The sequence below is a fragment of the Pseudalkalibacillus sp. A8 genome (assembly GCF_045920555.1).
Lineage (GTDB): Bacteria > Bacillota > Bacilli > Bacillales > Fictibacillaceae > Pseudalkalibacillus.
Map to the genome: position 1 here is coordinate 2,393,525 of NZ_CP174509.1, position 13,392 is coordinate 2,406,916.

Annotated in this window: 12 protein-coding genes and 1 pseudogene; 10 read left to right on the plus strand and 3 right to left on the minus strand. The window is 38.7% G+C overall.

Translation table 11 applies throughout. The features are described 5' to 3' along the window. The first annotated feature begins 98 nt into the window (after window positions 1-98). From hflX to glnA, 4 genes are all read left to right on the plus strand, one after another. On the plus strand, window positions 99-1,352 hold the full coding sequence (gene hflX, locus ACJROX_RS12420; RefSeq protein ID WP_408011064.1) for a GTPase HflX: 1,254 nt from the start codon (window positions 99-101) through the stop codon (window positions 1,350-1,352). A 16-nt stretch (window positions 1,353-1,368) separates the two neighbouring features. After that, the gene (locus ACJROX_RS12425; protein ID WP_408011065.1) at window positions 1,369-2,637 is read left to right on the plus strand and encodes an aminotransferase class I/II-fold pyridoxal phosphate-dependent enzyme; all 1,269 of its coding nucleotides are present in this window, start codon (window positions 1,369-1,371) and stop codon (window positions 2,635-2,637) included. A 138-nt stretch (window positions 2,638-2,775) separates the two neighbouring features. Continuing rightward, window positions 2,776-3,165, plus strand: coding sequence for a MerR family transcriptional regulator (locus tag ACJROX_RS12430; RefSeq protein ID WP_408011066.1), 390 nt, complete (start codon window positions 2,776-2,778; stop codon window positions 3,163-3,165). Window positions 3,166-3,249: 84 nt separating this feature from the next. Next, window positions 3,250-4,587: a type I glutamate--ammonia ligase gene (gene glnA / locus ACJROX_RS12435; RefSeq protein WP_408011067.1), complete on the plus strand. Its 1,338-nt coding sequence runs from the start codon at window positions 3,250-3,252 to the stop codon at window positions 4,585-4,587. Window positions 4,588-4,694: 107 nt separating this feature from the next. On the opposite strand, the pseudogene ACJROX_RS12440 reads toward glnA, so the two are convergent. Continuing rightward, window positions 4,695-5,201: pseudogene (locus ACJROX_RS12440) on the minus strand (site-specific integrase); the annotation flags it as partial. Between the two features lie 448 nt (window positions 5,202-5,649). Between ACJROX_RS12440 and ACJROX_RS12445 the strand changes: the two are divergent. Then, window positions 5,650-5,730: a hypothetical protein gene (locus ACJROX_RS12445; RefSeq protein ID WP_408011640.1), complete on the plus strand. Its 81-nt coding sequence runs from the start codon at window positions 5,650-5,652 to the stop codon at window positions 5,728-5,730. A gap of 93 nt (window positions 5,731-5,823) precedes the next feature. Here ACJROX_RS12445 and ACJROX_RS12450 read toward each other — a convergent pair whose 3' ends face one another. Beyond that, window positions 5,824-6,765: an IS3 family transposase gene (locus ACJROX_RS12450; protein WP_408011641.1), complete on the minus strand. Its 942-nt coding sequence runs from the start codon at window positions 6,763-6,765 to the stop codon at window positions 5,824-5,826. Continuing rightward, complete coding sequence (locus ACJROX_RS12455) at window positions 6,687-7,004, minus strand: transposase (protein ID WP_408006964.1); 318 nt, start codon at window positions 7,002-7,004, stop codon at window positions 6,687-6,689. The genes ACJROX_RS12450 and ACJROX_RS12455 overlap by 79 nt, the downstream gene beginning before the upstream one ends. 365 nt (window positions 7,005-7,369) lie before the next feature. Here ACJROX_RS12455 and ACJROX_RS12460 point away from each other — a divergent pair, with 365 nt between their 5' ends. From ACJROX_RS12460 to ACJROX_RS12480, 5 genes are all read left to right on the plus strand, one after another. Continuing rightward, window positions 7,370-8,293, plus strand: a complete 924-nt coding sequence (locus tag ACJROX_RS12460; protein WP_408011068.1) for an ArsR/SmtB family transcription factor — start codon at window positions 7,370-7,372, stop codon at window positions 8,291-8,293. Between the two features lie 211 nt (window positions 8,294-8,504). Next, the gene (locus ACJROX_RS12465) at window positions 8,505-9,803 is read left to right on the plus strand and encodes an ABC transporter substrate-binding protein (RefSeq protein ID WP_408011069.1); all 1,299 of its coding nucleotides are present in this window, start codon (window positions 8,505-8,507) and stop codon (window positions 9,801-9,803) included. A gap of 37 nt (window positions 9,804-9,840) precedes the next feature. Further along, window positions 9,841-10,716, plus strand: a complete 876-nt coding sequence (locus ACJROX_RS12470; protein ID WP_408011070.1) for a carbohydrate ABC transporter permease — start codon at window positions 9,841-9,843, stop codon at window positions 10,714-10,716. Next, entirely contained in the window at window positions 10,717-11,580 is an 864-nt protein-coding gene (locus ACJROX_RS12475; RefSeq protein WP_408011071.1) for a carbohydrate ABC transporter permease, read from the plus strand. Between the two features lie 17 nt (window positions 11,581-11,597). After that, complete coding sequence (locus ACJROX_RS12480; protein WP_408011072.1) at window positions 11,598-13,376, plus strand: glycoside hydrolase family 2 protein; 1,779 nt, start codon at window positions 11,598-11,600, stop codon at window positions 13,374-13,376. Window positions 13,377-13,392: the final 16 nt, after the last annotated feature.

The following is a 13,392-nucleotide window of genomic DNA, read 5'->3' on the forward strand; positions in this document are numbered from 1 at the left end:
CTGTTAAGATGTAGGCAGGATTTAAGACGAAAAGGAATCGGCTCAAAATAAACATTAAAGGAACTTAGTGAGCCAATTAATAAAGGCAGGGGAATAGATTGGCAACACCATCAAACATAAAAGAACGAACTTTACTGATAGGGTGTCAATTGCCAGACCGAAATGACACCCTTTTTGAATCTTCAATGAGTGAATTGGCTGAGCTGACACAAACAGCACAAGGTGAACCGGTAATGGAAGTGACACAGAAACGTGAACGGTACCACCCGGCAACGTTGATCGGAAAAGGAAAAGTCGAGGAAGTTCAAGCTCTTCTTGAAGAAATAGACGTAGATTTAGTCGTTGTGAATCATGAGTTGACACCGAGTCAAATCAGGAATCTGGCAGAGGCCCTGCAGGTGAAAGTCGTTGATCGCACGCAGCTGATCCTGGATATTTTCGCTCAACGGGCAAAGTCGCGAGAAGGTAAGCTTCAGGTAGAGCTTGCCCAATTGGAATACCTTCTCCCTCGTCTTTCTGGACAAGGCGCGCAGCTTTCCCGGCTTGGTGGGGGAATCGGTACGAGAGGACCAGGGGAAACGAAACTGGAAACAGATCGTCGTCATATCCGGAACCGAATCACCGATATTAAGAATCAGCTGAAAAATGTCGCTTCGCATCGTCAACGATATCGTGAAAGACGGAAAGCGAACCAGGTCTTTCAAATCGCCTTGGTAGGCTACACGAATGCCGGGAAATCAACCTGGTTCAACGCTTTGACGGATGCTGATGCCTATCAAGAAGATTTATTGTTTGCGACACTTGATCCGATGACAAGGAAGATGAAGCTTCCAGCCGGTATGATGACTCTTTTAACCGATACGGTCGGATTCATACAAGATCTTCCTACAGGATTGGTCGCTGCTTTCCGTTCAACCCTGGAAGAAGTGACAGAAGCCGATTTGATCATTCATATGGTGGATGCATCAGATCCTAATCGGGACAAGCATCAAGAAACTGTCATGTCTTTATTAAAGGATTTAGGTGCAGAAAAAATCCCCTTCTTGACAGTCTACAATAAAATCGATCGCGACCATGACCCGCTGCCGAACTATCAAGCCCTTTCCGTATCTGCTTTCAGTAAAGCGGATCGGAGACGGATGCTGGAAACGATTGAAACCCATATCAAGGCATCGATGGAGTCATATACAGTCCGTGTACCTTCAGATGAAGGGAAGCTTTTAAGCGATTTGCAAAGATTGACGATCCTTGAAAAAAGACAATGGGATGAAAAATTCGGAAAGTACATTTGCAAAGGCTATGTACATCCGACTTTGCCGATCCATGATAGGATTCAAACATTGAACAACTAGGAGATTATGAAATCGAATGAATGTTTTTAACCAAGACGAACAATTAGTCGAGCTTACAAAGATAATAGAAGAAAAAATCAGCCCTGTCCATGCGAAGATTGATGTGATTGAAGAGTTCAATCAAAAGAAAGTATTGTCCGCTTTCCGGGATAATCAGGTGAGCGATTTTCATTTTACCCCCTCTACAGGTTATGGGTACGACGATACAGGAAGAGATGTGCTTGAAAAAGTGTATGCAGAAGTGTTCGGTACAGAAGCGGCTATCGTCCGACCGCATATCATCTCTGGTACTCACGCGATTTCTATTGCACTCTCTGGGATCCTGCGCCCGAAAGATGAACTTTTGTATATCACAGGTAAGCCTTATGATACGCTTGAAGAAATCGTGGGGATACGTGGAGATGGGAAAGGGTCGTTAAAAGAGTTCGATATTTCATACCAGTCTGTCAATCTTCTCCAAGACGGAGGAATTGATTATGAAACAGTCAGATCAAAAATACATAACGGTACGAAAATGATCGGGATTCAACGTTCAAAAGGATATTCAGAACGTTCTTCTTTTACGATTCGTCAGATTAAAGAGATGATCGAGTTCGTCAAAAGTATTAAATCAGATGTGGTCGTTTTTGTCGACAATTGCTATGGTGAGTTTGTGGAGAAAGAAGAGCCAACAGATGTTGGAGCTGATTTGATCGCCGGTTCCCTTATTAAAAATCCAGGCGGGGGACTCGCTAAAATCGGCGGATATCTAGCAGGCCGGGAAGATTTGATTGAACTATGCGCTTATCGATTAACATCACCTGGGTTGGGAAGGGAAGCAGGTGCCTCTTTGGACACATTATTGGACATGTACCAAGGCTTTTTCCTTGCCCCGCATGTTGTCAGTCAATCATTGAAAGGTTCGGTTTTTACCGCAGCATTTTTAGAGGAAATAGGATTTGATACTTCTCCGCGATGGGACAGTGAGCGCACCGACCTCGTCCAATCGGTCAAATTCCATGATGCAAACTATATGATCCGTTTTTGCCAAGCAATCCAAAAGGCTTCCCCGGTCAACGCACATGTTGTACCGTATCCGAGCTATATGCCAGGTTACGAGGATGATGTGATCATGGCTGCAGGTACATTCATTCAAGGCGCGAGCATCGAATTGTCTGCTGACGGTCCGATCCGCCCTCCTTTTGAAGCGTATGTGCAAGGGGGATTGACGTATGCTCATGTCAAGCTTGCCATCTTATCAGCTGTAAAAGAATTGAAAAATTCTGGTTTAACATTAAAAGTATAGGGAATTAATTAAAGGGAGTGTGTGTCACTCTCTTGTTTATTTTGTCGAAAAAGAAATGTGAGGTTTTCTAACATTTATTTGACATAAATCCTGACATTGCATATACTATAAGTAGTTCTTAAGAGAGGAGGAGGCACAATGGGAGATCAAGTGAGAAGAAACATGCCCTTATTTCCCATGGGGATTGTTATGCAACTGACCGAGTTATCGGCACGGCAAATACGATATTACGAAGAAAACAAGTTGATAATGCCAGCTCGTTCAGAAGGGAATCGCAGAATGTTCTCTTTCAACGATGTTGACCGGTTGCTTGAAATCAAGTCTCTTCTGGAACGTGGGGTCAATTTAGCTGGAATCCGAGAGGTCTTTGAAATGAAGGAAAGGGGTATGCAGTCTATGCACCCTTACTATAAAAAGGAGCCTACTGAAGCAGATCTCCACAAGCATTTGAAAAAAGAACTCTATCAAGCAGGTCGTTATGGAAAGGCCTCATTGATTCAAGGGGAGTTGTCTCGATTCTTCAATTGAATTCAACCTCACATTGAATCTCTAGTAATTGCAAGTAGTAGACAAGTAGTAATGTAGTTTCAAATCAAATAGGGAGGAAACAAAATGAGCTCGAAGTATACGAAGGATCAAATTTTTAAAATGGTGAAAGAAGAAAATGTAAGATTCATCCGACTGCAATTCACGGATCTACTTGGTACTATCAAAAACGTAGAGATTCCTACAAGTCAGTTGGAAAAAGCCCTCGATAACAAAATGATGTTCGACGGTTCATCTATTGAAGGATTTGTCCGTATCGAAGAATCTGATATGTACCTCTACCCTGATCTAGATACATTCGTCGTATTCCCTTGGACATCTGAAAAAGGGAAAGTTGCACGTTTGATTTGTGACATTTATAATCCTGATGGCACGCCATTCGAAGGAGATCCTCGTGCAAACTTGAAGCGTATACTTAAGGAAATGGAAGATCTCGGTTTCACGGACTTCAATATCGGACCTGAGCCAGAATTCTTCTTATTCAAGAATGATGATAAAGGCGAACCTACACTTGAATTGAACGATAAAGGTGGTTACTTCGACCTTGCTCCAACGGACTTGGGTGAAAACTGCCGCCGTGATATCGTGTTGGAACTTGAGGACATGGGCTTTGAAATTGAAGCTTCTCACCATGAGGTTGCACCAGGTCAGCACGAAATCGATTTCAAATATGCAGATGCCGTCACGACATGTGATAACATCCAAACGTTTAAACTCGTGGTCAAGACAATCGCTCGTAAGCATGGATTACATGCGACCTTCATGCCGAAGCCGTTATTCGGTGTAAACGGATCCGGAATGCATGCGAATATGTCATTGTTCAAAGGCAAGGAAAATGCTTTCTATGATCCAAACACAGAAACACAATTGAGCGAGACTGCAATGCAGTTCTTGTCAGGTATTGTAAAGCATGCTGAATCGTTCACTGCCGTTACGAATCCGACTGTAAACTCTTATAAGCGTCTAGTACCTGGATATGAAGCACCATGTTACGTTGCATGGTCAATGCGCAACCGTAGCCCACTGATTCGTATCCCGGCATCACGAGGCATCAGTACTCGTATCGAAGTACGTAGTGTCGATCCATCTGCCAACCCTTATCTAGCAATGGCGGCAATGCTTGCTGCTGGACTTGATGGCATCAAGAATCAGATGGAAGCACCGAAACCTGTAGACCGCAATATCTACTCCATGGATAAAGTAGAACGTGAACAAGCGGGTATCCGTGACCTTCCAGCGACATTGAAGGATGCATTGGAAAACTTCAAATCAAATGAAGTCATGACTGCAGCTCTAGGTGAGCACGCAACAGAACACTTCATTGAGCTTAAAGAAATCGAATGGGATATGTTCCGCACACAAGTTCATCCTTGGGAACGTGAACAGTATATCCAACTATACTAATTCCTCTAAACCCTTGATACCATTGGTGTCAGGGGTTTTTGTTTTCGTGGGTGAATTTATATAAATTTAATTATTTGTCATTCCACCCACGAAACACCCACAAAAAGTTACTTAAGTATATCATTCATGTAGTTTTCAAAACGACTCATACTGGTTTGATCAATCTTTTTTGAAATATGGGAATAAACATCAGAAGTTATTTGAATGCTGCCGTGTCCTAAGCGTTCCTGAATATATTTCATATCAACTCCAGACTCTAACAAAAGAACTGCGTGGGTATGTCGAAGTGCGTGAATAGGTAGTGGAGGGAGGTTTGCTCTTTTTAAAATGCTAGAAAATGCATTAAATAAACTTGATTTCGGTATGAAATTACCGTTTTTCCTACACAAAACCAGATTTAAATCGTAATGATATAAATCTTGAAAGACTATTTTATTCTGATTTTGTTGTTTAATGTGAAATGAAAGATCACTTACTAATTCCTGACTTATTGTAATCGTCCGTTTAGAATTGTAGGTTTTAGGATCTCCAAATAGATCATCTGTATGGCTTGCATTAAAATCTAGTGTTTTACAAATTGTTATGGTTTTCTCCTTTAACCTCCACTGCATTGATTAGACACCAATTAACAGTAGAGGGACTTGGGGTGGCTGGCAAGTCCTTTTTAGTTTAAATAAAGTGCAGGACTCTGCATTTTTCCTTTGCAAAGCTCTGCACTTCTATTTTGCAATAAACAAGGGGATTAAAACTAATCTGAAGTAATTGATAAAAAATATATTATATTGCATTCAAATGTATGACTCTTAAGAGAAAAACGTGCCGATTGAGAGGGAAAATAGATAAATTGTTTTAAAAGCAGGATTCGATAAAGCTTACCTCCTGATCGTCAGTTTGTCCAGACGGATACAGGTATGGTTTTACTGACGGATATCACCTATCTCTATCTCGAAAACAGACACCGGTGTATTTATCGTGCGTAAAAGACGGGACAACACGAGAAATTATCGATGTCACGGAAAGGAAACTGTAGGATAATGCCTCTATGAATCATTCTTTGGCCATATGAAGGATGAACTGGATACATCCAGTTGTAAAACCGTAGAGGAATTAGGTAAGAAAGTAGAAGGTTTTATGGATTACTAATTCTTCAAGAAATCAATGCGAATTAAAAAAGATGACCCCGGAACCATGGTCTTACCCCTGTCAAGTAGACACGGTTAAACTAGGTGCTTTTCATTAAGCAACCTTAGTTCTAAATTCAATAGGACTAAGGTTGCTTAGTCTTTTTTGAAATCGTTTATTGTTGTAATATCTCATATATCTTCTTATGGCTTTAATAACTTGTTCTTTCTCGAGAAACTCATATCTATAAAAACATTCTGTCTTAAGGTGGCTAAAGAAGCTCTCTATACAAGCGTTATCATAACAATTACCCTTTCTAGACATACTTACATTCATCTTGTGTTTGTCTAGAAGCTGGTTATATTTTTTTGAAGTATATTGGTACCCTTGATCACTATGTAGTATTGTTCCCTGAACATTTCTTTTTCTTATGGCTTTCTTTATTGTGTCTAGTACTAATCTTAAGTTGTTTCTTTCACTTATTTTATAAGCTACAACTTCATTATTGTAAAGATCCATTATGGCAGACAGATATAAGCGCTTTCCGTTAAAAGTAAGATAGGTAATATCTGTAACCCATTTTTCATTTGGTTTATCCGTTGAGAATTCTCGGTTTAAATGATTATCTGATACAACACATTGTTCCTTTAAGCCAAAGTGTTTCCACTTTTTCTTCCGAATCTTAGCTTGTATCCCCATTTTCTTCATTAAACGATATACTCTTTTATGGTTGATCTGTAAACCATATGTTCTTATAAGCCATCTACGAACTCTCGGATAACCAAAACTACCATTAATATCGGAATCTTGTTCGCATTCCAGTATTTTAGACATAATAAATATGTCTTCCTTGTCCTTTTGAGATGGATTCCTTTTTCTTTTTTCCCATTTATAATATCCACTTCTTGACACCCCAGCAATTTCACATAGTAACACAATAGGGAAATTCTGCTTTAATGAATAAATAATACCAAACTCTATTGATCTGTCTCTTTTGACCTCATCTCCCTTTTCGCAGCTAAGAGCTTTTTTAAGTATTCGTTCTCCGCTTCTAATCGTTTTATTCTGTCGTCCTTATTAAGCTTATTTGAACCTGTATTTTGTCGTGATTTTCCTCGTTTTTCTTGTAGGCCTAGAATACCCTCATCCTTATAGTTTTTAATCCACCTATCAATTACGGAATACGTAACTCCTAATTCTCTTCCGATTAGTTTACTACCCATACCTTTGTGTAAATACATTTCAATAGCCTTCATTTTAAAATCAACAGTAAAAGTTCTTCTTTTTTTCCCCATAAAAAATCCCCTCCAGAATAAACAGTAAAGTAACTTTCTTTGTACTGTCTACTAGAAGGGGATAATACCACCATTCCGACGTCACCTCTTAGCTGCATAGGACTTTTTATTAAACTGTGTAATTTCAAGGGTACAGTCAAGCGTAGGAGAAAACGGCTTCTTGTTTCCAAAAAATGTATTATTGTGGGTTTTCAAAATGTTGGCGATACCCTGGGTTACCCCATTATGAAGTGTTTTTAAATATTTTTTAAACAGTTTAATTATTACATATTTTATAGTATTATAAAAAGAAATAAATAAAAAATCTGTATAATTACAATTTTTCTAATATATAAGTTTACATAAGTGTAAAGGGAGGATTTTGCTTGTTAGAATTATCAATTAAAGAAGCAGATAAATTGCGAAAGGTTGCTCATGCTTTGTCTTCAGATGTTCGCTTGAAGATCATTAACCTCTTAAATGTAGGAAATATGAATATCCACCAATTGGCTGATACTTTAGAAATACCTGTATCGACAGCAGCTTCACATGTTAAGGTTTTGGAACAGTCTGCACTAATACAGACAGAACTGAGACCTGCAAGGAGAGGTGCCATGAAGGTATGCACCAGAAACTTTGATGATATCCACATTCAATTAAATAATAAAGATAGCTTTTTTAATGAAAGTAAAAGCTATGAATTAGAAATGCCAATTGGACAGTATACTGATTTTCAAGTTGCCCCTACTTGTGGAATGGCAAACCAAGATAAAATTCTCATACCCGAGGATGAACCAGTTCATTTTTATAGTCCTGAACGCTCCAAAGCTCAACTAATATGGACTAGAAAAGGATATTTTGAGTATAAGTTCCCTATTGTTATCCCTTATAAGGCAGATGTGAATGCACTGCAAATTTCCATGGAGATTTGTTCTGAAGCACCGAACTATGATCACAATTGGCCTTCAGATATTACAGTATGGCTCAATGAAGTAGACATTGGTACATGGACAAGTCCTGGAGATTATGGGGACCGCCCCGGGAAGCTGAATCCTAGTTACTGGATTGAAACAACAGGTACACAATATGGTACGTTAAAGACGTGGAAGGTAACTAAAAAACATACGATGATTGATGATTTTCAGCTTTCTAATTGTAATATTAATGATCTAAAACTGTTAGAAAATGAGTTTTTGTCAATGAAAGTAGGTATAAAAGAAGATGCGGTTCATAAGGGTGGAATCAATTTGTTTGGTAAGGAGTTTGGAGATTATTCGCAGGATATCAAATTGAAGATTGATTTCACATAACAATGTTGATTTAATTTGAGAGTAAATTATTTAAGAAGGTTCGACTCTATGGAGTACGAACCTTTTTTATTTGGGAATAGAGTTTAGCAAAAAATTTCCCTCTGAATTTTATTGACTTTTCAGAAAATTAAGTGTACTATTTGTTTCAAACATACAATAAAACAGTATTAATACATAAAATATGTATTAAATAAAAAAGGAGGGATGCTTGATGAAAGGTAGGTTAAGTATATTTTTAAGTCTTATTTTAATTGTTATTCTCTTAACTGCGTGTTCCGGTATAAGTAAGCTTGTGAGTGGAAGTAGCGCAAATGTTCCAGAAGGAGCCACTGAAATTAAAATGTGGAACTTATTTGCAGGTGGAGATGCCGAATACATGCAAACGATTGTTGATGAATTCAACGAAAGTCAAGATGAATTCTATGTGAATAATATCCAGCAAGAGTTCGATGAATATTATACGAAGCTGATAACCAGTCTTGGCGCAGGTAAAGGACCAGATATTGCAATATCTCATTCACATACACTGCCAGAATTAGTCCATCTTGGGATTTTGCAAGATTTGGATGGCTATGCAGATGAAGTAGGTGTTCAATGGGATGAATTTAATACAAATATTTTAGAACAAACCGTCTTTGACAATCAACACTATGCGATCCCGATCGATACCCATCCACATATTATGTATTTTAATAACGATCTAATTGATGATGCTGGTTTATTAAATGATGATGGAACATTAAAGATGGAGAAGACGCCAGAGGGCTTTAGAGTATTCTTTCAAACATTAAAAAAGGAATTGCCTGAGGAGAATATTCCATTAGCCTTCCCAACGGTTGGAATGGATGGCTTTAGACAATGGTGGGCTTTTTATTCACAGCTTGGCGGGGAACATATTGTTACTGATGACTTGGAGAATCCAACCTATGCCTTAGATACAGAAAAAGCAATTAAAGTAGCGGAATACATGCAATCATTTTGGTACGAAGATAAAGTGATCCCATTAAATCTAGCAGATTTCTATACGGATTTCCAATCTGGTAAAGCAGCAACCATTGCTACTGGGGTTTGGTCTACAGGAATCTGGGAAAGCACCGAAGACTTTAACTTTACAGCGATGCCTCTCCCGAATATCTTCGGGCAAAAAGGAGCATGGGGTGGTTCGCATACATTTGTATTGCCTGCCTATGAAGATGCAGACCCAGAAGTTCAACGAGGTGCGGTCGCATTTATGGACTTTGCCACAGACCATGGAGCTAAATGGGCCCGAGCAGGCCATATCCCGGCCAAGGATACCGTAGTAGAATCAAAGGAATTTAAAGAAATGCCATATCGTGAAGATTATGCTCAAGTTGCCGATTATGTCAATTTCTCTGATCGAACCATTTATTATCGTGGCATAAACGATATTATGGTTCGTAATCTAGATCGGATCTGGACGAATGAAGCTACACCAGAAGAAGCCTTTCAAAGGATTGAAAAAGAAGTAAAAGAGCTTATTAATAATTAAGTGCACTACAAAATTGGATAAGAAAGGAGTTTAAGAGATGAATAAGAAAGGTTGGATCAAAGATGTGAAAGCGATACCATTCTTATTACCTTTCTTTATTGCTTATTTGTTATTTACGATCCTTCCAATTTTTAAAGGATTGCAAATGAGTTTATATGATTGGAATCTCGTAAGAAAAATGGATTTCGTCGGCTTGGAGAATTTTGTGGAAATGTTCAACGACCCTTATTTCTGGCAGACCTTATGGAACACCACCCTATTTGTTATCCTTACCACACCAACGATGGTACTTCTGGCATTAGGTCTAGCCCTGCTCGCTAATTTAAATACCAAACTAAAAACATTTTTTCGTGGCTCTTTCTTTCTCCCGAGTATCTTGTCTGTTGCGGTGATTTCCTTTTTAGCAATCTTTATGCTACAGCCGTATAGTGGTTTGGTAAACACAGTGATTCAGGCGTTAGGGATAAACGCAGAACCATTTTGGTTGGCTGATAAGACATTATCTTGGGTGAGTATCGTTGGCGTAACGTTATGGTGGTCGGTTGGCTTTAATATGATTCTCTTTCTTACTAGTTTGCAAGAAATTCCCGACACATATTATGAAGCGAGTGAAATTGACGGAGCTTCAAGATGGGTGCAATTTCGTTATATTACATTACCGCAACTGATTCCAATTGGGCGTGTGATTATCTTATTACAAATACTAGCCTCTTATAAAGTATTTGCCCAGATACTTTTAATTACAGGTGGGGGTCCAGGTGGAGCAACAAGACCGCTTATCCAATACATTTATGAAACAGGCTTCACGCAAAATAATTTAAGTTACGCAGCGACGATGTCCTATGCCTTATTCTTCATCCTACTTATCCTATCGATTATTCAATTGAAAAACCAACGATTGGAGGAAAGCTAGATGGCTACCATTAGTTTATCGAAAAGTAGAAAAGCTTTGGATCGCAATCGCGATCCGCTATTAAAGGTAAAGGTAATTGTTGGCATTATTATCGCTATATTGTTTATCGTCCCGATAATCTGGATGTTATTCGTGTCTATAAAGCCAAATGGTTTCTCAACTTCAAACCCGATTGAGTGGTTTCTACCACCATATACTATTTCGAATTATGTCAACATTATCATGGATAGTTTAATTCTTCGCTGGTTGTTTAATAGTTTCTTTGTTGCTTTTATCACGACAATATTGACATTAATTATTACTTCGTTCGCCGCCTTTGCAATCTCGCAAATGAAGTTTCGCTTCAAGAATTTAATATATATCTTTTTTTTGTTAGGACTAATGATCCCGGGAGAGGCAACGATTATCCCTCTGTATGAAATTGTAAAGAGCATGAATCTTATTGATAGTTACGCTGGTTTAATTTTGCCTATGATTGCTTCACCACTTGGGGTAATTATTTTGAAGAGTTTCTTTGACGGTGTACCGAAAGAAGTCATCGAAAGCGCCATTATTGATGGATGTTCTTATTTTAAGCTGTATTACAAGATTGTCTTACCTTTGGCGAAACCAGCGATTGCGGCGATTGGAATCTTTACATTTATTGGTTCATGGAATAATTTCTTATGGCCGTACCTATCCATTTTGTCGGAAACATTGTATACGTTGCCAGTCGGCTTGCCAGTGTTTAATTCAACCTATTCGCAGGCGTATGTATTACCAATGACCGCGAATGCAATTGCATCCATTCCAGTTATTATTGCATTTCTTATTTTTGAAAAACAAATAGTGAAAGGAATAAGTTTCACAGGAATTAAAGGTTAATAGAGGAGTGAATAAATATGAAAGAGACAATGACACAGGAAACTAATACGTATCAACGAACCGAGTACCCTCGTCCGCAGTTCCAACGGGAGGCATGGCTTAACTTAAATGGAACATGGGGATTCGCTTTTGATGATGCAAATGTTGGGGAGAGGGAACAATGGCAGGAGCTACCTAAATTCACAGAACAGATTGAAGTTCCATTTACGTATGAAACAAAAGCAAGTGGGATTGATGATGAGACATTCCATCCCAATATATGGTATCATCGTTTCTTTAGTATTCCAAAAGAAGATGCAGCTAAACGTACGATCTTAAGATTTCAGGCTTCTGATTATCTTACCAAAGTATGGGTGAATGGAGTTTATATTGGCTCGCATGCTGGAGGTTATGCTGCATTCTCTTTTGATATTACGCATACGATTGACATACATGAGGAGAATAAATTAGTCGTAAAAGTCGAGGATAGCCAAAGCTGTTATCAACCTCGTGGGAAGCAGCGTTGGATTAATGAGAATTTTGGATGTTGGTATGTCCAGCAAACAGGCATATGGCAAACGGTATGGCTTGAATTCTTACCAGAAACAACAATCGATCATGTGAAGATTACACCACAAATTGATACTAATTCGGTCGAATTGGAGTATCAATTGAATCAATTACCAAGTAAAACTTGTCATATTGTGACAACAATTAGTTTTAAAGGAAAACAGGTAACCCAATTTTCCATCACGCCAAACAGGATCAATGAACAAATTGAGGTAGCGTTAACCTCTGATATCCATGAATGGAAGATCATGCATTGGACACCAGATCATCCGCATTTGTATGATGTGACCTTTCGTTTATATGTGGATGATGCATTGATAGATGAAGTCAAATCTTATTTTGGTATGCGGAAGATCTCCATTAAAAATGGAACTGTATTATTGAACAATGTGCCGATTTACCAAAAACTACTTCTTGATCAAGGCTATTGGCCGGATACCATGCTCACCCCACCATCGGATGAAGCGATGATAGAAGATATTGATAAAACGTTGGCAATGGGATATAACGGCGTTCGGAAACACCAGAAAATCGAGGATGATCGCTTTCTGTACTGGTGTGACAGGAAAGGCCTCCTTGTCTGGTCGGAAATGGCTGCTACGTATGAGTTTTCTGATGAAGCAGTTGAAAATTTTACAAAAGAGTGGCTGGAAATCATAAAGCAGCATTATAATCATCCATCGATCATCACCTGGGTTCCATTTAATGAATCCTGGGGAGTTCCGCATATTATTAAGGATAAAAAGCAGCAGTCGTTTACAGAGACGATTTACTACTTGACGAAAACACTGGATGCCACTCGCCCGGTTATCGTAAATGATGGGTGGGAGCATACCATTTCTGATATTATAGCGCTACATGATTATGAAGAATCTGGAGCAGTATTTTATGACCGATATAAGGAGAAGGAACAAATTTTAAACAATAAAATCCCTCATAACAATCATAAGTATGCTTTTGCGGAAGGTTATCAATATAATGGTCAGCCTGTTATTTTGACGGAATATGGAGGAATAGCCTTTAAGGATGATACTGGCTGGGGATACGGAAAACAAGTATCCACAGAAGAAGAGTTTTTAGAACGTTATCGCGAAATTACGGATGCGGTTAAGGATATTCCATATATCAGTGGTTACTGTTACACCCAAACCACGGATGTGCAACAAGAGATCAATGGATTGTTGAAGGAAAACAGAGAACCGAAGATTGCCATGGAAAAGATAAAAGAAATTAATGACGCAACATAACACCTATGCTGGATTA

Bases quoted from the DNA above. Each gene is read 5' to 3' on its own strand.
- ACJROX_RS12425 (WP_408011065.1), top strand. From the start codon at position 1,369: ATGAATGTTTTTAACCAAGACGAACAATTAGTCGAGCTTACAAAGATA.
- ACJROX_RS12430 (WP_408011066.1), top strand. From the start codon at position 2,776: ATGGGAGATCAAGTGAGAAGAAACATGCCCTTATTTCCCATGGGGATT.
- glnA (WP_408011067.1), top strand. From the start codon at position 3,250: ATGAGCTCGAAGTATACGAAGGATCAAATTTTTAAAATGGTGAAAGAA.
- ACJROX_RS12445 (WP_408011640.1), top strand. From the start codon at position 5,650: ATGAAGGATGAACTGGATACATCCAGTTGTAAAACCGTAGAGGAATTA.
- ACJROX_RS12455 (WP_408006964.1), bottom strand. From the start codon at position 7,004: ATGGGGAAAAAAAGAAGAACTTTTACTGTTGATTTTAAAATGAAGGCT.
- ACJROX_RS12465 (WP_408011069.1), top strand. From the start codon at position 8,505: ATGAAAGGTAGGTTAAGTATATTTTTAAGTCTTATTTTAATTGTTATT.
- ACJROX_RS12470 (WP_408011070.1), top strand. From the start codon at position 9,841: ATGAATAAGAAAGGTTGGATCAAAGATGTGAAAGCGATACCATTCTTA.
- ACJROX_RS12475 (WP_408011071.1), top strand. From the start codon at position 10,717: ATGGCTACCATTAGTTTATCGAAAAGTAGAAAAGCTTTGGATCGCAAT.
- ACJROX_RS12480 (WP_408011072.1), top strand. From the start codon at position 11,598: ATGAAAGAGACAATGACACAGGAAACTAATACGTATCAACGAACCGAG.